The sequence below is a fragment of the Nonomuraea sp. NPDC004354 genome (assembly GCF_053602555.1).
On record NZ_JBSGDV010000002.1, the window covers coordinates 639,796 to 660,296 of the forward strand.

The window sequence follows — 20,501 nt, forward strand, 5'->3', positions numbered from 1 at the left end:
GCCTTCCGCTCGGCGGGCCGCTTTGCGCGCCCCTCTGGGTGTGCTGCACGCGCGGGAGACCGTTTGCAACGCCTCGGGCGCAGTGTCCGCATGCAGCACGTTTGCCCCGGACAGTCTGCAACGAGGCACGGTTTGCTACTTCGCGTGGCGCAGTGACGCATGGTCCGAATGCGTGTCAAGGCGCTGAAGATGTTGCTGACTAGTCCTGTTATGGCGTCCTTGAGTGCTCTTGTCGCGCTCCAATGCCGGCGTTTGGATCTAAGGGTGGTCTTCTGCGGTGCGTCACAAGCGCCGGATTTCGGATGTATCACCCGTATCGCTGCCCGACCTGTCCAGCCCGGTCCTATCTCGGCGCGCCGGTCATCAGGCTGCGCCGTCCTCCCAGAGAAGGAGTCGCGACCTTGACCATGCTGACCTACACCGTGCTCACCGACCCGGCGCCCCTGGCGGCGTCAGAGGCCGGGCGGCAGTCCAAGTCCACGGGGACGGTGTACCTGCTCGTCACGAACACCGGGCAGACGGCGTACTCCAAGATCACGCTGACGGTTCCCGTCGGCACTGGCGCCGGCGACCTCACACTTGCCCAGGACTTCGCCACGATCACGCACAAAGCCGAGTACACCGACATCAAGTCAGGTAGCCCCCGTTCGGTGACCGTCCAGACGCAAGGCTCCGCATTCCAGGTCACCGACAAGGGCGGTAAAGCAATCAACTTCGGCCCCGGTGACTACATGGTGCTGACGCTGGAGAACATCACCGTCGCCCCCACACCCGGGCTGGCCGTGCTGACAGTGACCGAGAACGCCAGCAGAAGCAAGGGCGGGAGCCCGCGCAACAGTTACACGGCGGTGGCGCTGGTGAAGACCGCGCCACAGGAGATACCGGCGCCGCACGGCTTCCTCGCGGACAACGCCGTCGTGGACGCCGGAACAAAGGTCACGCTGAACTGGGAGGGGTCCGACGACTTCACCTACGAGATCCTGTTCCCGGGGGGCCGGAAGCCCGTTCCCAAGGTCAAGCACGCCGGGTCGCATGGCCCGTACTCCTTGGTGCTGGACGCCGCCGACGCCCCGAAGCGCGACACCACCTACACCCTCGTCGCCGAATTCGGCACCCAGCGGCACATCTCCACCACGACCGTTCAGGTACGCAATCCCATCCTGGAAGCCCTCACCGCCGTCAATGGCGTCACCACCCCGTGGGTACAGGGGTCGACCAAGGGCGACGGAACCTTCACCTTCTCCAAGGGCGCGATGCACGTGTGGCGCGAATTCGGCTCCAACGACTCGGGCGCCTTGTACGCCGGCGAGGCCACCGTCAGCGGCGTCGCCACCGAGTATGTGAAGGGTCTTAAGAGCGGCGACGGAGACATCACATTCCTCCCCGGTGGGGTGAAAGTCTGGCGCAGACGCGAATCCAACGACCCGGGCACCCTGTACGCCGGCGAGAGCGTGTTCGACGGCGTCGCCACCGAGTACGTGAAGGGTCTTAAGGACGGTGACGGAGACATCACATTCCTCCCGGGTGGGGTGAAAGTCTGGCGCACGCGCGGCTCCAACGACTCGGGTGCCCTGTACGCCGGCGAGAGCGTGTTCGACGGCGTCGCCACCGAGTACGTGAAGGGTCTTAAGGACGGTGACGGAGACATCACCTTCCCCCAAGGCGGGGTAGCGGTCTGGCGCACACGCGGCTCCAACTACCCGGGCACCCTGTACGCCGACTCCATACGCGCGAAAGATGCCCCCTACGGGCAGGGTGGCGGGTGGATCAACCTCCACGACGAAGGGATAACCGTTTATCTGTCAAAGGACGGGAGTAATGGGCTTGGGAGCGTGACGGCTCGCTCCTACAACCGCTGACTTCACCACCGTTCAAGGAACAATCCCTGCACACGAAATGGGCCCGGAGGATGCTCCGGGCCCGTTTCGTGTGCTGTGCTCGGGGAGCAGTAGGAGAGAAAATGGCAGTGATCGCGGCCCGTGCTGACCAGGCCGGGCTGGACGAGGCCCCGCGCGCACGTTCATCGGTTCGACGCCGGGTGGACCTGACCGCCACCGGCCAGCCTGCTCAATGCTCAGACTGAGGTCTCGGCGGCCGTCCGGGCATTGCTGATCTTGGACGTGCTGTGCCTGTGCACGCCGGGGTGCTGACGGTGGCGATTCCGCCTCTCTGAGATGGCCCGCGAGATCACCGGAGCCCTCGACCCAGCTGACCCCGCCGGTGTCGTGTCAGCGGCCGCGTCAGGACGGCAACAGCCCGGTATCAGAGCGGTCGGCGATGGTGAATGCCATGAACGGTTCAGCGAGTGCGGCCGCAAGGCCGGGCGAGATCTTCTCGGGCGACCCGGCCTGAGCAATCTCGACACCCCCGGCACCAACAGGCCCGCATTCCATCAATTGAATTTCGTAACAGATTTGAAGGAGCACACCACCATGTCCATCACCCTTAACGACCAGGACACGTTCACCCTGCGGACCGCCGCGTGGGGCGCCGTCTCGCTGATGGCCGCCGCTGGTGCCGCCGGCTCGCCTCACAGGATCGCCACCGAAGGCTCCATCGCCCTGACCTCGGCGACCGGCCTGGTCGGGCACGTGCTCACCAAGGCGCCCAAGGGCCTGAACAGCAAGTCCACGGCCGCACTCGCGGACCACGTGCTGCCGGCCCTGACGGCGGCCATGAGCCTGCTCAAGAAGCAGGCTCCGGCGGAGGCCGACAACTTCCGCCGCACCGTCATCGTCGCCATCGAAGCTTCCGCCCGGCCCGGGAAGGGCGAGCCCAGCCCCGCCATGGCCGAGATGGCTCGCAAGATCACCGAGGCTCTCGACGCCGCTTGACGGATGTCGGCCTGCGCGGCTACCGCTCGTCACGGGGTCCTGTCCGGACCCCTGTGACGCGGCGGCGTGGCAGGTCAGGGAAGGCCGGGCCCCCACGATGCCCGGCCGGCTGCCCCCGCCGCGTGTCGGAGCGTCCCCGTATCTTCCGCCCATGAGCACCCCCTCCTATGCATGGCTTGATCTTCTGCGCACCGGTAGCGAGAAGATCCTTGAGTGGAACTATCGCGATCACGCCGAGCAGCGTAAGTACGAGACTCGGGATCCCCAACGGCTGGGCTCGACCGGTGCCAGCGAGGAAGAGATCGCCCGCGCTGAGGAACGTCTGGGGATCACCCTTCCACCCAGCTACCGGCAATATCTCCAGGCCGCCAACGGCTGGGACATCGTCGGCTATGGCGAGGGTCACCTTGCGTCGGCCACGGAAATCGGCTGGCTCCGAGACGTAGATCCAGACATCGCGCTCGGGTGGTCTGACGAGGACCTTCCTCCTGTATCTGACGAGGAGTACTTCACCTACGACGAGGGGCAGGACTGCTGCCTGCACTTTCGGACCGAGTACATCCCGGACACCCTCTGGATCGGCGAGCACGACGAAGGGGCCTTCCTGCTCAACCCACACATCATGACCCCCGATGGTGAGTGGGAAGCCTGGTTCATGGCCTCATGGCTGCCCGGAGCCACGCGCTTCCGATCGTTCTGGGACCTGATGCGGGACCAGTACAGCGGCTATTGACCGCCCCCGCTCCTGGCCGGCGCACCTTCCACATCGTTGTGAGGGAGATGGGCCACCTTAGGCCGTCGCGAATACATCATCGTCAGCGCCTTCACGGCCTCTCCTGCCTTGGCTTTCTCCGCAGCCCAAGGCGACCTTTCGCCGGTTGGCGCGGACCCTGATCGTAATCTGCGGGTAAGCCACCCATGGTCATCATCGTGACATTCTGGGTCCCATGGATGAGCCTTCCACTGCGCCCTTTGAGAAGATTCGCGACCCGGCGGGACGAAAATCAGCCATCCAGGCCCTGGGAGCCATCGCTCCGACCCCGAGAACTCGCAATAACGCCTATGTGGTTCGTGGAATCAGCAGCGCCCTGATCTTCATGGCTGGAGTCGTGGGGTTCCTTTCCGTGCTGAACGGAAACGAGAGCCTCGCACCTCTGGCCATCGTGTTCGCGATCGTGGGGATCGGCGGCCGGATCGAAGCGGCAGTGCGGCTACGGCCATAGGAGTGGCACCGCCTCGCTCCCGGTGCTCAATGGCGCGGGTCCGCTTGCCATTCGGGCATGGGGGCGGGCGCCTGTACCTGGTTGCTGTACAGCAGTCCTTGATCGAGTTGTTGGTGGTCACCGAGGCTGCGATGTCGCCGACCGAGGTGTCCAGGTCATAGCCGGTGGGCGGACGCTCCCGCTTCCTCGTCGACGGCCCCGCGCGGTTACAGTTCTGATCATGGGGCTTGCGGGTGGTCGGGTGTTTCTGGAGCGTGGGGACGTCAGTGACCTGGCGCGGAGCGTCTTCGGGGCGAGCCGTCGGGTGGCCGGCGTGGAGCGGCTCAGAGGGGGCAGCAAGAAGGGCGTCTACCGGCTCCTGTTCGACGACGGGTTCGCCGCGATCCTGTACCTCTGGTCCGACGACGAGAACTACTGGCCTGCCGCGGTGGACGACGAGGGGCCCTTTTCACACGCCTCGGGTCTGCGCCTCTTCTCGGCCGCCCACGGGCTGCTGGAGGAGGTGGGCGTCCGGGTGCCGCGGCTGTACGTCGCCGACGATTCCCAGTCGCGCTTTCCCGCCGATCTCGCTCTCGTCGAGGACGTGCGCGGCGGGACGCTGGAGAGGCGGCTGGACGACGACCCGCAGGGCGGAACGGCGATCCTCGGGAAGCTCGCCCGGTCCTTGGAGCGGATGCGGCAGCGCACGAGCCCGCGCATCGGGAAGATCGCTGAGGTGGCCGACGGTTCGGTCGCGCAGCCGGACTCCTGCGTGGCGGCGGTGCTCGACCGCGCGCTCCGGGATCTGGACGAGGCCGCCGCCCGTGTCGGGAGGATCGCGGAGGCGAGGGCGGAGTGCGTCGCCGTTCTCGAGGAACTGGCCGCCGCCATCGAGCCTCGGTCGAGGCACGGACTGATCCACGGCGAGCTGGGCCCGGACCACGTCCTGATCGACGACCAGGACGAGCCGGTGCTCGTCGACATCGAGGGGACGATGTTCTTCGACGTCGAGTGGGAGCACGTCTTCCTGCGGATCCGGTTCCACGAGCACTACGCGCACCTGCGCGTCGACGGGCTGGACGAGCGCCGGATGGAGCTCTATCGGCTCGCGCAGCACCTGTCGCTGGTCGCCGGCCCGCTGCGGCTGCTGGAGGGCGACTTTCCCGACCGGGACTTCATGGAGGGGCTCGTGAGGCATCACACCGCCGCGACGCTTGCGCTTGTCCCGGCGGAACGGCCCCGCCCCTGACGGCCGGAGCGCGGTCGGTCAGGTTCGGGATGGTGGTGGAGTGCGTCGGTCACCCGTTCAGGATCGTGGCCGGTTGACGACGCTCCAGTCCTCCCCGCCGTGGCCCTCGGTCACGGCCTGGGTGAAGACCGCCAGGGTGGCGTCAAGGAGGGGGTAGTCGGTCGGCCCGGCCAGGCGGGAGGCGTAGTCCAGGTCCTTGCGTGCCCATTCGGCGGAGAAGTTGATCGGCTGGGGCGGGGTGACCAGGTTGTCGTGCGCCATCGTGGTGATGACCCCGCCCGGCCGCTCCAGCAGCGCCGCCCCCACCTGGCCGAGGTCCAGGCCCGCCACCCCGGCGAGCCGCATCGCCTCGCCGAACGCGGCCATGTGGACGGCTTGGAGCGCGTTGAGCACCAGCTTGAAGCGAGTGCCGGCGCCGACGGGGCCGAAGTGCCGGACCTCCCGGGAGACGGCGGTCAGCACCGGGTCGAGTTCGGCCAGCCGTGCCGGATCGCCGCCGACCAGCATGGTGAGGTTGCCGGTCCTGGCACCCGCCGCGCCGCCGGTCAGCGGCATGTCGTAGAAGGTGAGGTTCCGCTCCGCGCAGACGGCCGCGAGCCGGGTGATCCAGTCGACCGACAGGGTGGCCGAGGAGATCAGAATCGTGCTGGGGCGGGCGCCGGCCAGGATGCCTTCGGGGCCCAGCCAGACCGTGCGCGAGGACTCGTCGTTGGCGGTCACTTCGAAGACCACGTCGGCCTGGCGAGCCGCCTCGGCCGGGGTGGGGGCGACCAGCGCGGTGTCCGAGATCGACTGGTGCAGCGGGCTGCGGTTCCACAGGACCACGTCGTGCCCGTGGCGAGCGAGGTTGGCGGCCATGCCCTGGCCCATGATGCCCACTCCGACGATTGCCACAACGGCCATCGTTCTTCTCCTTGGTCAGCGGTTGGTTCGGCGTGCGGAACCAGCGTGCCTGCCTCGGGGCGCGGTGCGGCAGGCCCGCCCAAGGGGTGCCCTGGCAGGGCCCCCTTGGGGTATCGACGGAGCGACATACTGTGGGAATGCCAGCGAAGAGTGATTTGGGAGAGTTTCTCCGGGCTCGGCGGTCCAGGATCCCGCCCCAGGAGGTGGGGCTGCCCGCCACCACCGGGCGCCGCCGTACGCCCGGGTTGCGCCGCGAAGAGGTGGCGATGCTGGCCGGGGTGAGCATCGAGTACTACACCCGCCTGGAGCAGGGCAAGCAGGGCAATCCCAGCCCTCCGGTGCTGGAGGCGATCGCCGGGGTGCTGCGGCTGACTGATGACGAGCGAGGGCACCTGTTCGAGCTGGCCAACGCTCCCGGGGCCAGGCCGACCGCGGTCCGGCCGCCCCAGCAGGTCAGGGCCGAGGTGCGGCGGTTGCTGGAGATCGTCCGTCCTTGCCCGGCTTACGTGGTGAGCCGGGCCAACGACCTGCTGGCCGCCAACGAGGCGGGGATGAGGCTGCTGCCGGGGATCGAGGAGTGGCCGGCCGCGTTGCGGAACACCGCCCGCTACACCTTCCTGCACCCGCAGGGCAAACGTGTCTACGGCAACTGGGACGAGGTGGCCGCGGCCACGGTGGCTCACCTGCGTGCCGTCGCCGGGACCTATCCCAACGCGCCCGACGTGGTCGGCCTGGTGGGAGAACTGGTCGTCAAGAGCCAGGAGTTCGCGGCCCTGTGGGACAGGTACGACGTGCGCAGGCGCACCAACGGCCGCAAGTGCTTCCGGCATCCCGCCGTCGGCCCCATGGCGTTGAGCTACGAGGTGCTGACCGTCGCACGCAGCGAAGGGCATCGGCTGGTGGTCTACCAGGCGGAACCCGGGACGCCCGACCACGACGCGATGCTGCTCCTCGAAATGGCGCAGGTGAGTGGCTGAGCCGGTGGTCGTGTCCGCTCACCGGTGAGGGCGAGGCGCCTGGGCGATCACGACGTACCTCTCGTCGCTGATCGGACGGCCCCACAGCGCCGGGTCGGTGAGGTGCTCGGTGTGGAGGATGCGGGCGTGCGGCTCCAGCGCCGCGATCAGCCGTACGGCGGGGACCCCGCCCAGCCACGGCAGGGGAGGAGATCCCGGGGCGTAGGAACCGCCTGCGTCGGAGCTGCTTCCTACGGAATCGTCGTCTCCGTCGGAACGGTCTCCGTCGGAACCGCCTGCGTGGGAGCCGTCTCCGTCGGCGCCGCTTCCTTCGGAACCGCCTGCGTCGGAACCGCCCCATCGCCCTTCGACGAGGATGAGGCGACCGTCCGGCCTGAGCAGGTCGAGCCAGCGACGGAGCGCCTCCTCAGGGGCGGGGAGGGTCCAGACGAGGTGGCGGACGACGATCGCGTCGAACGCGTGGCGGCCCACTCCGGGCGGGTCGCCGGCATCGCCGACGATCAGCGGTACGGCGAAGCCCGCCTCGGACAGCTTGCGCTCCGCCTGGGCGATCATGCGGGGCGACAGGTCGATCGCAGTGGGGTGGTGTCCGAGCTGGGCGAGGAGCAGGGTCAGCGACCCCGTCCCGCACCCGAGGTCGAGGACGTCGGCTGACGGCCCGGGCAGCCATCCGGCCAGCCGCCGGGCCCAGGCGGCGCGGACATGCGGGTCACGGAGGCCGTGGTCGGGCTCGTCGTCGAAGGTGTCCGCCGAGGAGTCCCAGAAGGCGGCGATGGGGGTGAGACCTGAGGTCGGCATGGCCCGACTCTCGCAGGCGGCACCGACAAACCCGGCGCTCGTCACTCGGTCCGGCCCCACTTCCTCGGGCGCGTCTCCGAATAGCAGCCCGACTCGTACTTCAGGATGAGATACGCCTGCTCGTCATAGGCGTCCCGGATGTCCAGGTAGAACACGTGGCTGCGGCCGTCCGCCGTCGTCACCTCGAGGTGCCCTCCGGAGTATCCCCGCTGCAGGTGGGCGTCGGTGATGTCGTCGAGGTCGAACTCGACACCGCGGATCGAGAACTTCTTTCCCATCGGGACCACTCCGTGTCGGTCGGGTGCGCCTTCACCGAAGCAGCATGGCGTGCCCGCCCCCGCGGATCAACGCCCGCGACGGGGCCTGGAGCGTCCCGGGCCGGCGGGTGGGCGTGAGCACGAGCGGCTGGTGCCCCGGGGTTCGGCGGGTGGGTGGGGCCACGAGCAGATGGTGCCCTGGGCCGATTGGTGGGTGGGGCCACGAGCGGCCGGCGCCCTGGGACGGCGGGTGGGTGGGACCAGGAGCGGCCGTCGTCCCGGGCCGACTGGTCGGTGGGGCCACGAGCGGCCGGTGCCCCGGGTCGGCGGGTGGGTGGGGCCAGGAACGGCCGGTGTCCGGGCGTGGCGTGTGGCGCAGGCGAAGGTGTCCCGGAAACGGCAACAGACTTTGCGGCTTCGGCGCCCGCGGTCGCACTCTGGGTACGGAGGTGATCGCCATGATCCACATGACGAACGAGGCCGAGTACGACGTGATCGTGATCGGCGCCGGCGCGGCAGGGCTGAACGCCGCGCTGGTGCTGTCCAGGGCCCGTCGGCGGGTGGCCGTGGTGGACGCGGGGGAGCCCCGCAACGCCCCGGCCGCGCACATGCAGGGCTTCCTGTCCAGGGACGGCATGTCCCCCGCGGCCCTGCTCGCGGTGGGCAGGGACGAGGTGACCGGGTACGGCGCGCGGTGGGTCGAGGGCCGCGTCGATCAGGTCAATCAGCTCGACCAGGTCGACCAGGTCGACCAGGTCGAGCCGGGCTTCGCCGTCCAGCTGGCCGGCGGGGCGACGCTGACGGCCCGCAGGGTGCTGGTGGCCACCGGGTTGCGCGACGAGCTGCCGGACATCCCCGGGGTGCGCGAGCGGTGGGGCAAGGACCTGCTGCACTGCCCGTACTGCCATGGGTACGAGGTGCGTGACGAGCCGATCGGTGTTCTCGGCACGAACCCGGGCGCGCTGCACCATGCGCTGCTGCTGCGCCAGTGGTCGGGCGATGTCGTGCTCTTCTCGCACACGCTCGAGCTGACCGACGAGGATCGGGTACGGCTGGCCGCCCGCGGGGTGCCCGTCGTCGAGGGCGTGATCAAGCGGTTGGTGGTGGACGGTGACCGGCTGCGCGGGGTCGAGCTGGCCGACGGGCGGGTCGTGCCGAGGAGCGCGGCGTTCGTCTCCCCGCGCATGACGCCGCACGACGCGCTGCTGGCCGGCCTGGGCTGCGAGAAGGACGCGCACGGCTGGCTGGTCACCGACGGCTCGGGCCGTACCAGCGTGCCCGGTGTCTGGGCGGTCGGGAACGTCGCCGACCGGCGGGCGCAGGTGATCACGGCGGCGGGCATGGGCTCGGCGGCGGCCATCGCCATCAACACCGACCTGGTGGAGGAGGAGGTCGACCGGGCCGTCGAGGACCACCGGGCGGCGGAGGCAGCCGTGGCGCGGTAGCTCGCGACACGGAAGGCCAGCACACGCCGTCCCGCCCGCGGGGCCGCCCGCCGTCCCGCTCACGGTTCCGCCCGCAGTCCTGCCCGCAGTCGCGCCCGTGGTCGCGTCCGTGGTCCCGCCTGCCCGTAGTCCCGCTCATGGTCTGCCCGTGGTCCCGCGCGTGGTCGCGTCCGCGATCCCGCCCGCTGTCTGCCCGCCCACGGTCCCGCTCGGAGTCCCGCCCGCCCACGGTCCCATGCGCCCGCAGTCCCGTCCGGCCGGGTCGCGGTCGCGGTCCCGCTCGTGGCGCGGCCGGCGTGGGGTGGGCGCCCTGGGCGAGGGCGCGGGGATCCGTCTGCCCCGTGCCGTTCGCGACGGCGGCGCGGCCCGTCGAACTCTGGAACGCTCGAAGTGACGACGGGACCGCCAGAACGGAAAAGTTGCTGACAGGGGCCCTTGCGCGGGGGGTCGTTCAAAGTTAATCCTTAGGAAGGTTTCCTGTTAGTTAACCCCCCGGGAGCTCCCGTGAACAAGAGAACCGCCGCCTTAGCCGCAGGAACAGCCGCTCTCGTCCTCCTCCCCGCCGGCGCCGCCAACGCACATGGCACGATGTCCAACCCGCCGAGCCGCGTCTACGTCTGTAAGAACGAAGGGCCGGAGGCGCCCAGGTCGGACGCCTGCAAGGCCGCCGTCGCCGCCGGGGGGACCCAGGCGTTCTACGACTGGAACGAGGTCTCCCTCCTCGAAGCGGGCGGACGGCATCGCGAGCTCATCCCCGACGGGAAGCTCTGCAGCGCGGGACGCGAGAAGTACCGGGGCCTCGACCTGCAGCGCGCCGACTGGCCCGCCACGTCGGTGCGACCTGGCAGCTTCACGCTCACCTACCACGCCACCGCACCCCACTCCAACAGCAACTTCGAGTTCTACATCACCCGTGACGGGTGGAACCCGACCATGCCCCTGAAGTGGTCGGACCTCGTGCACATCCGCACGTTCACCAACCAGAACCCCACGACGTTCACGAACTGGACGATCAACCTGCCGCAGCGCAGCGGCCGCCACATCCTCTACTCGATCTGGCAGCGCGTCGTCGGCAGCAACGAGGCCTTCTACACCTGCTCCGACGTCGACTTCGGCGGAGGCGGCGGCACGCCGACCCCGACGCCCACTCCGACCCCCACCCCGACACCGACGCCCACGCCTACGCCCACGCCGACCTCGACAGTGCCCGCGGGGACGTGGCAGGCTGGCAAGGCCTACAAGGGGGGTGACCGCGTGACGTACGCCGGTCTGTCCTACGAGTGCCTGCAGGCCCACACGGCCATCGCCGGATGGGAGCCGCCCAACGTGCCGGCGCTGTGGAAGCGCGTCTGATCGCCGCCCTCGCCGCGGCCCTGCTCCTCGGGGCGGGCTGCGGCGAGCAGCCGCAGGAGCAGGTCAACGCCGACGACGTGATGTTCCTGCAGATGATGATCCCGCACCACAAGCAGGGCATCGAGATCGTACGGCTGGCGGGCGGCAAGGCCACCACCCTCGGGATGAAGACGCTGGCCGCGGCGATCGAGCGCACCCAGGCGGCCGAGGTCACCACGATGACCAGGTGGTTGTCGGCATGGGACCAGCCGCTGACCGCCCCGTCCGACGCCCATGCCGGGCACGGCGGGCTCCCGGAGACCGACCGGGCGCGGATAGCCGCGGTGAAGAACGAGCGGGACCTGATCAACCTGCTGATCGCCCACCAGGACGACGCGATCCAGATGGCGCGGGTCGAGGTCTACAACGGGGCGAACCCGCGGGTGAAGGAGTGGGCCGGGCAGGTGGAGCGGTCGCGGCAGGCGCAGATCGAGCAGATGCTGACCTTCCTCGACCAGGACGCCAGGCCCTGACGAGAGCGCGAGAGCGAGTGCCCCTCAGGGGAGCGGGGTGACGAAGTCGGTCAGGGCCTTCTCGTAGGCGGTGGGGGAGACGTTCCAGGAGCCCGTGTGCCCAGCGCCCGATGTCCTGAAAAGTCGAACAATATCCGGGCGGAGGCGGGCGAACTCCACCGCGGGCCCCACCGGCACCGTCTGGTCGTCGTCGTCCACGAACAGCAGCACCGGCACCGAGAAGTCCGCCGCGTGCGCCACCTGGTCCAGTTCGGCGAACGACAACCCGGTCCGCCACTCGACCACGGACATCCCCACCGAGGCCAGCCACAGCGGCACCCCCCGCTGCCTGGCTCCCAGCTCGATCGGCGACCGCCAGTCCATGACGGGGCTGTCGAGGATGAGCCCCTTGATCGGCGCGTCCGGCAGCATGCGCGCCGCCATCGGCACGATCGCGCCGCCCATCGACCAGCCGTACAGGTAGACGCCGGTGGCGCCGGACGCGCGCGCGTAGGCGATCGCGGCGGCCACCTCCTTCCACTCGGAGGCGCCGAGGTGGTGCTTGCCGTCGGGGCCGGCGGGCGCTCCCTCGTCGTTGCGGTAGGTGATGCTCAGCACCGGCATCCCCAGCCTGTGGAAAACCGGGATGACGCGGGACGCCTCGGCCGGGTTCGCGTTGCGCCCGTGGACGGCGATCACCCACGTCGTGCCGTTTCCCTCGGTCCGCCAGGCGGGGAAGTCGCCCAGCTCGGACCTGATCCGCACCTCCTGGTACGGCACGCTCACCGCCGAGCGCGGGTCCTCGTGGCCCCACATCCACCTGTCCAGGTAGGCCCGGACGCCGGGTCGGAGCGTGCCCCGCCGTACCGTGTCGACCTTGCGGGTGACGGTGCCGGGGCCGCGCGCCACCACGTCGCCGAGGATCGCGTTGCCGGCGGCCCAGGTCAGGCCGAACGAGCCGGGGGCGTCGGTGTCGGCGCCCCCGCGCAGGGTCACCCGGGTGCCGTCGTAGGAGACGACCTCCAGCGGATACGAATCGCCGTGGGACGGGTCGATGACCAGGCCGGAGTAGTACCAGCCGGCACCGGCGACCCCGAGGAGGGCGAGCAGCGCCAGAACGCCCGCTACCCCGGCGACTCTCTTCATGAGGTGAAAATACAGGAGATAAGTGATCTAATCATTAGATGATGGTTGCCCGGCCTTCCCTCTCCGGCGTCCTCACCGAGCAGGTTCTCGGTCTGATCACTGAGAGCGGGCTGCAGCCGGGCGACCGGCTGCCCACCACGCGCGAGCTGGCGCAGCGGTTCGCCGTGACCACGCCCACGCTGCGCGAGGCGCTGCGCCGTCTGGAGGCGACCGGCGCGATCGAGATGCGGCACGGTTCCGGCCTCTATGTCGGCGCGGACATCGAGCGGGTCGTGCTGCCCAACCCCAACATGCGCGCGATGCCGGGCGGGCAACTGCTCGACCTGCTCGACGCGCGCATCCTCATCGAGCCGCCGCTGGCAGGGCTGGCGGCGGGCCGTCCTGGCGCGCAGGAGCTGCGGGAGGTGCTCGGCCAGGCGGCCATGCACCTGCGCGGCGACGACGCCGAGCTGCACGAGGCCAACATGACCTTCCACCGGGTGGCGGCCAGGCTGGCGGGCAACAGCGTGCTCGGCGAGGTCGTCGACTCCCTGCTGCGCGTGCACGCCTCCGAGCAGCGGGAGATCCTGCGGCTGTTCGACGACCGGCGTCGTGACCACGACGAGCACCTGGCGATCCTCGAGGCGATCGAGGCAGGCGACGCCGCGGCCGCGGAGGAGCTCATGCGTTCCCACCTGATTGACGTGAAAACGGTGATCGAGCACAGGCTCATGTAGAACAGGAGGCCGGTCATGATCCGGCGAACCCCCATCCTGATGACCGCTTTCCTCCTCCTGGCCGCGTGCGGGAGCACCCCCGCCCGCCAGGCCAAGACGGAGCTGACCCTCTACAACGACAAGGGCGCGTGGAGTCCCTACTTCACCGAGATGGGCGCCCTGTCCAAGCAGCAGATCGGCCTGGCGATGAAACCGGTCGGCTACACCGACGAGCCGACCTACCAGGCCTTCATCAAGGCCGCGTTCCGCACCGACGCCAAGCCCGACCTGTTCACCTGGCAGACCGGGGGGCTGCTGAAGGAGATCGTCGGGCAGAAGCAGGTGGCCGACACCACCGCCGTCTGGCAGGAAGCGATCAGGAACGGCGACCTGTCGCAGGACCTCGCCACCTACTACACCGTCGACGGCAGGCAGTACTGCGTGCCGCTGAACGTCGCCTACTGGGGGATGTTCTACAACAAGAAGATCTTCGACGCGCACGGCCTGAAACCGCCCACCACCTGGGACGAGCTCATCACGGTGGCCGAGACGCTCAAGAAGGCCGACATCAAGGCCATCTACCACACCTCCGTCCTGTTCTCCTTCGTCTGGTTCGAGCAACTCCTGGCCGGGACCGATCCCGACCTCTACGACCGCCTCTCGACGGGGAAGGCGAAGTACACCGACCCCGGCGTGGTCCAGGTGATGGAGAAGTGGAAGTCGCTCATCGACGCCGGGTACTTCAGCCACCCGGGTGACAAGACCGACCCCGCCGACGCGCTGAAGAACGAGAAGGTGGCGATGGTGTCGTTCGGCACCTGGTTCAACACCAGCATGACCCAGCGCAACCTGGACGCCGGGTTCTTCGTCATCCCGAACGTCAATCCGGCCCTGCCCAAGACCTCGATGATCTTCGAGAGCGGGCCGCTCTGCTCGCTCGCCAAGGCGCCGGATCCCGAGGCGAGCATGAAGTACCTCAAGTGGTGGACCACCGCGCAGGCGCAGGAGAAGTGGGCCACCGCCCGCGGAGACGTCAGCGCAAACCCGAGGGTGACCATCAAGAGCGAGGCGTTGGGGCAGGTCACCAAGGACGCGGGCAGCGGCGGGTACCGCCTGGTCAACCGCTACTTCGAGGCCACGCCGCCGCCGATCCTGGCCGCGGCGCTCGACGGTTTCGGGCTGTTCGTGGCCAAGCCGGAGACCTACCGGCAGGTGCTGGAGGACATCCAGAAGAAGGCCGACGAGTACTGGAGCACGCACCAGTGACAGGGAGGACGGCCCCGCTGCTCGGCAGGTTCCGCGCGGGATACGTCTCCCCGGCGGTCCTGCTGGTGGCGGGCCTGCTGTACGCGCCCTTCGTCTGGACGGCCTACCTGAGCCTCACGCGCTACGACGGGCTGGCCCCGCCGGAGTTCGTGGGGTCGGCGAACTTCGTCAAGCTGTTCGACGATCCCGCGCTGCTCACCGCGACCCGCAACACGCTGATCTGGGTCGTGGGCACGATGGTGCTGCCGGTCGGCCTCGGACTGCTGGTGGCGGTGCTGTCGTACGACATCAGGGGCGGCGCGTGGTTCCGCGTGCCGTTCATGCTGCCCTACGCGCTGAGCGGGGCGGGGCTCGGCCTGGTGTGGAGCCCGATCCTGTCGCACGACGGCATCGCCAACCGGCTGCTCGGCGTCGACACCGCCTTCCTGCAGGACGCGCCGCTGAACACGATCGCCATGCTGCTGGTCTGGACGTGGCAGCAGCTCGGCGTCAACACGCTGCTGTTCGCGGTCGGGCTGCAGTCGATACCCAAGGAGCCGATCGAGGCCGCCCGGCTCGACGGGGCCTCGGGGTGGCGGCTGTTCCGGCACGTCATCTGGCCGCTGCTGGCGCCGCTGACCGCCGTGGTCGTCGGGCTCGCGCTGGTGGCCAGCCTGAAGAGCTTCGACATCGTGTGGGTCATGACACAGGGCGGTCCTGGGCGCAACTCCGAGACGCTCGCCGTCACGATGTACCGCGACACGTTCGTGGCCGGCGAATACGGGTACGGCTCTGCGGTCGCCGTCCTGCTGACGGTGGTCACGGGCCTCGCCTCGTACCTGTATCTGCGGAGGCGCGCATGATCAGGAGGTTCGTCCTCGTCGTGCTGGGGCTGATCTGGCTCGGCCCCACCTACCTGCTGGTCGTCAACGCCGCGCGGCCCTCCGACACCTACGACCCCTCGCGGGCGTGGATCCCCTCGCCCGACGTCGCCCTGATCCAGAACTTCCTCCAGGCGTGGAACCGGGCGGACCTCGGCCAGAGCCTGGCAAGTACCGCCCTCTACAGCGTCGTCTCCCCCGCGCTCGGGGTGCTGATCGGCGCGATGGCGGGGTACACGATCGTCGTGCTGCGGCTGCGCCACGGCTTCCTCTGGTTCATGGTCATCTTCGGCGGCACGATCTTCCCGTCGCAGATGCTGCTCGTCCCGCTCTTCGTCGGCTACAGCGACGCGGGGCTCTACGACACCCGGCTCGGGATGATCATCGTCTACACGGCGATCAGCGTGCCGCTGTCGGCCTTCGTGCTGCGCAACTTCTTCTCCGGCGTGGCCTTCTCGATCTTCGAGGCGGCCAGGATGGACGGCGCGTCCACCCTGCGTGTCTTCTTCCGCGTCTACCTGCCGCTGGCCGCCGGCGCGCTCGCCGCGGTGTTCATCCTCAACTTCACCTTCATCTGGAACGACCTGCTGTTCGGGCTGACGCTGTCGCAGACCGCCGAGGTGCGGCCGGTGATGACCGCGCTGGCAGGCCTGCTGACCGACGTCTACGCGGGCACGCCGGTGCCCGTCGGCCTGGCGGCGGGGCTGGTCGTGTCACTGCCCACGGTGGTGCTGTTCGTGGTCACCCAGCGGATGTTCGCCCGTGGACTCGCCCTAGGAGGTCTGTCATGACGAGCCGGCTGCTGCAGCCGAGCCTTGGTTCCCCCGACTATGACGGCATACGGCAGGCGTTGCGCGAGGACACCTCGACACCGGTGATCTCCGTGCGGGGCCTGGAGGCACGGGTCTCGGTGCTGCCGCTGATCACCCACGACGGCCGCCAGGCGGTCAGGGTGTCGGTGACCGGCCTGGTGCCCGCCCACCTGGAACACGTCCTGGCCGACCCGGACAGCGCGGAGGACCGCACGGGGGACGGGGCGGCGGACGGCGTGGTGGACAGGGCCGAGGGCGCCGACGTGACGCTGCTCGTGCCCGAGGTGACCCGGCCGCGCGACCTCACCCTGGAGCTGCGCGACGGCGAGGGCGTGATCGGCCAGGCGCTGATCACCGTCACGCCGCAGCGCCACTGGGACGTCTTCGTCGTCCACCACTCGCATCTCGACATCGGCTACACCGATCCGCAGGGCACCGTGCTGCGCCACCACCTCGACTATCTGGACGCGGCGCTGCGGCTGACCGAGGAGAGCGCGGACTGGCCCGACGACGCGAGGTTCCGATGGACGGTGGAGTCGTCGATGCCCGCGCTGCGCTGGCTCGCCGCCCGCCCCCGCGACCTGGTCGCGGCCTTCAAGGAGCGGATGCGTGACGGGCTGATCGAGGTGACCGCCCTGCCGTTCCAGCTGCACACCGAGGCGTGCTCGACCGAGGAGCTGTACCGGCAGCTGCGCTTCACCGAGGAGCTGCCCGCCCGCTCGGCGATGCACACCGACGTGCCGGGCGCGGTCGTCGGGCTGATCGACGCGCTGAACTCGGTGGGCGTGCGCTACCTGGCGGCCGCCCACAACTGGGCCGGGCGGTCGGTGCCGTACCTGCACGGCGGCGACAAGCTGACGCGGCCGTTCCGGTGGCGGGCGCCCAGCGGCAACGAGCTGCTGGTCTGGTTCACCGACACGCCGCACGGCATGGCCTACATGGAGGGCAACACGGTCGGCCTCGCCGACTCCTTCGAGCTGGCCGACGACCTGCTGCCGCGCTACCTGTGCGCGCTGGCCGGGCGGGGCTACCCGTACGGCCCCGGCACGTTCGGCTGGCAGGGGCCGGACGCGGAGCGGGAGCCGTACGCGCTGGACGCCCTGCACCTGAGGGTGCAGGGGGCGCACGCGGACAACGCGGGCCCCTCGATCGTGCCCGCCTCGATCGTGCGCGAGTGGAACACCAGATGGGCCTACCCCCACCTGCGCTCGGCCGTCAACAGCGACTTCTTCGCACACGTCGAGGAGCGCTATCACGACCGGCTGGCCGTCCACGAGGGCGACTGGACCGACTGGTGGGCCGACGGGCTGGGTTCGGGCGCGCGCCCGCTCGGCTACGTGCGACGGGCGCAGAGCGCGCTGCGCGCCGCCGAGACGCTGCACACCCTGGCAGGCGCGGACGCGACCGAGCAGGCCGATCTGGCCTACGACAAGGTGGCGCTGTTCAACGAGCACACCTGGGGCGCGGCCAACCCGTGGGAGGACGCCGAGGAGGCGGGCGACTCGGGCGGGCTGCAGTGGACGCGCAAGTCCGCCGGCGCCTACGACGCGCAGGACGACTCCGCCGACCTGCTGCAGGCGGGCATGCGCAGGTTCGGCAGGACCTTCGGCGGCAGGGGCTTCGTCGTCGTGAACCCCGGCACGCAGCGCCGCACGGACGTGGTGCGGGCCTTCCTGCCGCGCGACGTGGTGCCGCTGGACGAGCCGATCGCGCTGGTGGACGAGCGGACCGGCGAGCGGGTCCCGCACCACGAGGAGGTCGTCCACCCCGTCGACTGGCCGACCAGGCCGATCGGCCGGCACGTCAGCGCGGTCGTCGGCGACCTTCCCGGGTACGGCTACGCGTTCCTGTCGATCAGGCCGGGCGAGGCCGTCACGACCAGGGAGACCGGCGAGACGATCGAGAACGAGTTCTACCGCGTCGGCTACGACATCAAGGAAGCGTACATCCGCTCGATCTTCGACAAGCGGGCCGGCAGGGACCTGGTCAACGCCGACGCCGCCGCCGGGTTCGGGCAGTACGTCTACGACCGCTACGCCACCGCCCCCCACTTCAACCACATGTCCGGGCATGTCGGCGCGCACGACAGGACACTGCTCGGCGACCGGGCGATCGGCCGTCACGCCGCCGTCGTCAAGGCCGAGCGCACCGCGATCGGCGAGAAGCTGGTCGTCGAGCTGCAGGCCAAGGGCGTCGACTGGGTGCGCACGACGATCGAGCTCTACGACGGGGTGCCGCGGGTCGATCTGACCTACCGGCTGGCCAAGCAGGGCACTCCGGCTAAGGAGGCGGTCTTCCTGGCCTTCCCGTTCGCCTGCGCCGGACCGCCCGCGGCCTGGGAGCTGACCGGGGGTGTCGGCGGCGGTCCGAGCGTGCCGGGCTCGGCCGCCTACATGCTGCCGATCAGGCACTGGATGGCCTTCGACGACCCGGAGCTGTCGGTGGCGTGGGCGACGCTCGAGGCGCCGCTGGTGCAGCTCGGCACCATCCACATGCCCTACGCGCCCTTCCCCGCCACGCTCGCCGAGGAGCCGGGCACGATCTACTCCTGGGCGCTCAACAACATCTGGGACACGAACTTCCCCACCCAGCAGCAGGGGGAGACGACCTTCCGTTACGCGGTCACCTCCTCCTCGACCATGACGAGCAGGGTGCTCGGCCCGCTGGCCGCCGCCGGGCTCACCGACCCGTTCCTCGGCATCCTCGCCACGGGGACGGCGCGGCCCGGCGCGGAGGGCGTCTTCGCGACCGTGGACCATCCGGAGGTCCACATCACCTCGCTCGGCCGTACCGCCGAGGGGGTCGTCATGCGGCTCCAGTCGCTGGCCGCGACCGAGGTCGAGGCCACCGTGGGGCTGCGCGGCCTGCGCGCGGCCACGGTCGGCGGGACGCCGCTGCAGGTCCACGACGAGCAGGTCAAGGTACGGCTGCCCGCCTGCGGGGTGGCCGCCGTTCGGGGGATGCTGTGAAGATCGTTGACATCAGGGCCACCACGGTGGCCGTCCCGCTCGAAGCGCCGCTGCGGCACAGCAACGGCGCCCACTGGGGCAGGTTCGTCAGGACCATCGTCGAGGTCGAGGCCGACAACGGGCTGATCGGCCTGGGCGAGATGGGCGGCGGGGGAGAGGGCGCCGCCGCCGCCTTCCGCGGCCTGCTCGACTACCTGTCCGGCCACGACCCCTTCCAGCTCGAGGCGCTCCGCTTCAAGATCGCCAACCCGACGGCCTCGCTCTACAACAACCGCACCCAGCTGCTGGCCGCGCTGGAGTTCGCCTGCCTCGACCTGATCGGCCAGCAGCTCGGCGTGCCCGTCCACGACCTGCTCGGCGGGAGGCTCAGGGAGTCGGTGCCGTTCGCCTCCTACCTGTTCTTCCGCTACCAGGGCGACGCGGCGCCCGAGGTGCGCACGCCCGACCAGCTCGTCGAGCACGCCAGGGCGCTGAAGCGGGCGCACGGCTTCACCGTCCACAAGCTCAAGGGCGGGGTGTTCCCGCCCGACTACGAGCTGGAGTGCTACCGGGCGCTGGCCGCCGCCTTCCCCGGCGACCGGCTGCGCTACGACCCGAACGCGGTGCTGTCCATGGCGGAGGGGCTGCGCTTCGGCAGGGCGATCGAGGACCTTGACAACGACTACCTGGAGGACCCGGTCCTCGGGCTGGAAGGGTTGCGGCTGATCCGCGAGCGGGTCTCCGTGCCCCTCGCGACGAACACCGTCGTGGTGAACTTCGAGCAGTTGGCCGCCAACGTGCTGCGGCGGGGCGCCGACGTCGTGCTGCTCGACACCACCTTCTGGGGCGGCGTCAGGCCGTGCGTGAAGGCGGCGGCGGTGTGCGAGACGTTCCAGCTCGGCGTGGCCGTGCACTCCTCGGGCGAGCTGGGCATCCAGCTGGCGACGATGCTGCATCTGGGCGCCGTGCTGCCCAACCTCACCTACGCGGCCGACGCGCACTACCACCACCTCGTCGACGACGTCATCGCCGGAGGGAAGCTGGCCTACCGGGACGGGCGCATCGCCGTACCGGACGGGCCAGGGCTGGGGGTGCGGCTGGACAGGGAACGGCTGGCCCGCTACGCCGAGCTCTATGCCGAGCTGGGCGGCTACCCCTACGACCGCGACCCCGGCAGGCCCGGGTGGTACGCCCAGGTGCCGAACGAGCGCTTCGCCGACCCGGCGGCGGGGCCGTGACCTCAGCGACCTGAGCGACCTGAGCGA

19 protein-coding genes are annotated in these 20,501 nt (G+C 69.9%); 15 read left to right on the top strand and 4 right to left on the bottom strand.

Annotated elements, in window-relative coordinates; genetic code table 11:
- Window positions 1-407: 407 nt before the first annotated feature.
- The 5 genes from ACWENQ_RS08895 to ACWENQ_RS08915 all read left to right on the top strand — a co-directional run bounded on the left by ACWENQ_RS08895 (window position 408) and on the right by ACWENQ_RS08915 (window position 5,285).
- On the top strand, window positions 408-1,859 hold the full coding sequence (locus tag ACWENQ_RS08895; protein ID WP_452413446.1) for a hypothetical protein: 1,452 nt from the start codon (window positions 408-410) through the stop codon (window positions 1,857-1,859).
- Window positions 1,860-2,174: 315 nt separating this feature from the next.
- The gene (locus tag ACWENQ_RS08900; protein ID WP_452413448.1) at window positions 2,175-2,834 is read left to right on the top strand and encodes a hypothetical protein; all 660 of its coding nucleotides are present in this window, start codon (window positions 2,175-2,177) and stop codon (window positions 2,832-2,834) included.
- 151 nt (window positions 2,835-2,985) lie between these two features.
- Entirely contained in the window at window positions 2,986-3,567 is a 582-nt protein-coding gene (locus ACWENQ_RS08905; protein WP_452413450.1) for an SMI1/KNR4 family protein, read from the top strand.
- A 214-nt stretch (window positions 3,568-3,781) separates the two neighbouring features.
- Window positions 3,782-4,057 (top strand): hypothetical protein, encoded by a 276-nt coding sequence (locus ACWENQ_RS08910; protein WP_452413452.1) that lies wholly within the window; start codon window positions 3,782-3,784, stop codon window positions 4,055-4,057.
- Between the two features lie 241 nt (window positions 4,058-4,298).
- Window positions 4,299-5,285, top strand: a complete 987-nt coding sequence (locus ACWENQ_RS08915; protein ID WP_452413454.1) for a phosphotransferase — start codon at window positions 4,299-4,301, stop codon at window positions 5,283-5,285.
- Between the two features lie 57 nt (window positions 5,286-5,342).
- On the opposite strand, the gene ACWENQ_RS08920 is transcribed toward ACWENQ_RS08915, so the two are convergent.
- Window positions 5,343-6,188, bottom strand: coding sequence for an NAD(P)-dependent oxidoreductase (locus tag ACWENQ_RS08920; protein ID WP_452413456.1), 846 nt, complete (start codon window positions 6,186-6,188; stop codon window positions 5,343-5,345).
- Between the two features lie 155 nt (window positions 6,189-6,343).
- On the opposite strand from ACWENQ_RS08920, the gene ACWENQ_RS08925 reads away from it, so the two are divergent.
- Window positions 6,344-7,165 (top strand): helix-turn-helix transcriptional regulator, encoded by an 822-nt coding sequence (locus ACWENQ_RS08925; RefSeq protein WP_452413458.1) that lies wholly within the window; start codon window positions 6,344-6,346, stop codon window positions 7,163-7,165.
- 18 nt (window positions 7,166-7,183) lie between these two features.
- Here the strand turns inward: ACWENQ_RS08925 and ACWENQ_RS08930 are convergent, their stop codons facing one another.
- Complete coding sequence (locus ACWENQ_RS08930) at window positions 7,184-7,963, bottom strand: class I SAM-dependent methyltransferase (RefSeq protein WP_452413460.1); 780 nt, start codon at window positions 7,961-7,963, stop codon at window positions 7,184-7,186.
- 41 nt (window positions 7,964-8,004) lie between these two features.
- Window positions 8,005-8,241 carry a hypothetical protein gene (locus ACWENQ_RS08935; RefSeq protein WP_452413462.1) on the bottom strand — a complete coding sequence of 79 codons (237 nt, stop codon included), beginning with the start codon at window positions 8,239-8,241 and terminating at the stop codon, window positions 8,005-8,007.
- 437 nt (window positions 8,242-8,678) lie between these two features.
- On the opposite strand from ACWENQ_RS08935, the gene ACWENQ_RS08940 reads away from it, so the two are divergent.
- From ACWENQ_RS08940 to ACWENQ_RS08950, 3 genes are all read left to right on the top strand, one after another.
- The gene (locus ACWENQ_RS08940; protein ID WP_452413464.1) at window positions 8,679-9,665 is read left to right on the top strand and encodes an NAD(P)/FAD-dependent oxidoreductase; all 987 of its coding nucleotides are present in this window, start codon (window positions 8,679-8,681) and stop codon (window positions 9,663-9,665) included.
- A gap of 504 nt (window positions 9,666-10,169) precedes the next feature.
- Window positions 10,170-11,018 (top strand): lytic polysaccharide monooxygenase, encoded by an 849-nt coding sequence (locus tag ACWENQ_RS08945; RefSeq protein ID WP_449922055.1) that lies wholly within the window; start codon window positions 10,170-10,172, stop codon window positions 11,016-11,018.
- Complete coding sequence (locus ACWENQ_RS08950; RefSeq protein WP_449922054.1) at window positions 11,003-11,530, top strand: DUF305 domain-containing protein; 528 nt, start codon at window positions 11,003-11,005, stop codon at window positions 11,528-11,530. Before ACWENQ_RS08945 ends, ACWENQ_RS08950 begins: the two co-directional genes overlap by 16 nt.
- 24 nt (window positions 11,531-11,554) lie before the next feature.
- Here ACWENQ_RS08950 and ACWENQ_RS08955 read toward each other — a convergent pair whose 3' ends face one another.
- Window positions 11,555-12,655 (bottom strand): alpha/beta hydrolase, encoded by a 1,101-nt coding sequence (locus tag ACWENQ_RS08955; protein ID WP_452413466.1) that lies wholly within the window; start codon window positions 12,653-12,655, stop codon window positions 11,555-11,557.
- 38 nt (window positions 12,656-12,693) lie between these two features.
- Between ACWENQ_RS08955 and ACWENQ_RS08960 the strand changes: the two genes are divergently transcribed.
- Genes ACWENQ_RS08960 through ACWENQ_RS08985 form a run of 6 tightly spaced genes read left to right on the top strand, consistent with a single transcriptional unit; the run spans window position 12,694 to window position 20,474 of the window.
- Window positions 12,694-13,371 carry a FadR/GntR family transcriptional regulator gene (locus tag ACWENQ_RS08960; RefSeq protein ID WP_452413468.1) on the top strand — a complete coding sequence of 226 codons (678 nt, stop codon included), beginning with the start codon at window positions 12,694-12,696 and terminating at the stop codon, window positions 13,369-13,371.
- Window positions 13,372-13,386: 15 nt separating this feature from the next.
- Window positions 13,387-14,616, top strand: coding sequence for an ABC transporter substrate-binding protein (locus ACWENQ_RS08965; protein WP_452413469.1), 1,230 nt, complete (start codon window positions 13,387-13,389; stop codon window positions 14,614-14,616).
- Window positions 14,613-15,458 (top strand): carbohydrate ABC transporter permease, encoded by an 846-nt coding sequence (locus ACWENQ_RS08970; RefSeq protein WP_452413470.1) that lies wholly within the window; start codon window positions 14,613-14,615, stop codon window positions 15,456-15,458. Before ACWENQ_RS08965 ends, ACWENQ_RS08970 begins: the two co-directional genes overlap by 4 nt.
- Window positions 15,455-16,267, top strand: coding sequence for a carbohydrate ABC transporter permease (locus ACWENQ_RS08975; protein ID WP_452413471.1), 813 nt, complete (start codon window positions 15,455-15,457; stop codon window positions 16,265-16,267). The genes ACWENQ_RS08970 and ACWENQ_RS08975 overlap by 4 nt, the downstream gene beginning before the upstream one ends.
- Window positions 16,264-19,257, top strand: coding sequence for a glycoside hydrolase family 38 N-terminal domain-containing protein (locus ACWENQ_RS08980; RefSeq protein WP_452413473.1), 2,994 nt, complete (start codon window positions 16,264-16,266; stop codon window positions 19,255-19,257). Before ACWENQ_RS08975 ends, ACWENQ_RS08980 begins: the two co-directional genes overlap by 4 nt.
- The gene (locus ACWENQ_RS08985; RefSeq protein WP_354909294.1) at window positions 19,254-20,474 is read left to right on the top strand and encodes an enolase C-terminal domain-like protein; all 1,221 of its coding nucleotides are present in this window, start codon (window positions 19,254-19,256) and stop codon (window positions 20,472-20,474) included. Before ACWENQ_RS08980 ends, ACWENQ_RS08985 begins: the two co-directional genes overlap by 4 nt.
- The last annotated feature ends 27 nt before the right edge of the window (window positions 20,475-20,501 follow it).

Excerpts from the sequence above, each read along its gene's own strand:
- ACWENQ_RS08930 (WP_452413460.1), bottom strand. The coding sequence starts at position 7,963 with ATGCCGACCTCAGGTCTCACCCCCATCGCCGCCTTCTGGGACTCCTCG.
- ACWENQ_RS08920 (WP_452413456.1), bottom strand. The coding sequence starts at position 6,188 with ATGGCCGTTGTGGCAATCGTCGGAGTGGGCATCATGGGCCAGGGCATG.
- ACWENQ_RS08955 (WP_452413466.1), bottom strand. The coding sequence starts at position 12,655 with ATGAAGAGAGTCGCCGGGGTAGCGGGCGTTCTGGCGCTGCTCGCCCTC.
- ACWENQ_RS08905 (WP_452413450.1), top strand. The coding sequence starts at position 2,986 with ATGAGCACCCCCTCCTATGCATGGCTTGATCTTCTGCGCACCGGTAGC.
- ACWENQ_RS08960 (WP_452413468.1), top strand. The coding sequence starts at position 12,694 with ATGATGGTTGCCCGGCCTTCCCTCTCCGGCGTCCTCACCGAGCAGGTT.
- ACWENQ_RS08980 (WP_452413473.1), top strand. The coding sequence starts at position 16,264 with ATGACGAGCCGGCTGCTGCAGCCGAGCCTTGGTTCCCCCGACTATGAC.
- ACWENQ_RS08965 (WP_452413469.1), top strand. The coding sequence starts at position 13,387 with ATGATCCGGCGAACCCCCATCCTGATGACCGCTTTCCTCCTCCTGGCC.
- ACWENQ_RS08900 (WP_452413448.1), top strand. The coding sequence starts at position 2,175 with ATGGCCCGCGAGATCACCGGAGCCCTCGACCCAGCTGACCCCGCCGGT.
- ACWENQ_RS08910 (WP_452413452.1), top strand. The coding sequence starts at position 3,782 with ATGGATGAGCCTTCCACTGCGCCCTTTGAGAAGATTCGCGACCCGGCG.
- ACWENQ_RS08895 (WP_452413446.1), top strand. The coding sequence starts at position 408 with ATGCTGACCTACACCGTGCTCACCGACCCGGCGCCCCTGGCGGCGTCA.
- ACWENQ_RS08940 (WP_452413464.1), top strand. The coding sequence starts at position 8,679 with ATGATCCACATGACGAACGAGGCCGAGTACGACGTGATCGTGATCGGC.
- ACWENQ_RS08975 (WP_452413471.1), top strand. The coding sequence starts at position 15,455 with ATGATCAGGAGGTTCGTCCTCGTCGTGCTGGGGCTGATCTGGCTCGGC.
- ACWENQ_RS08935 (WP_452413462.1), bottom strand. The coding sequence starts at position 8,241 with ATGGGAAAGAAGTTCTCGATCCGCGGTGTCGAGTTCGACCTCGACGAC.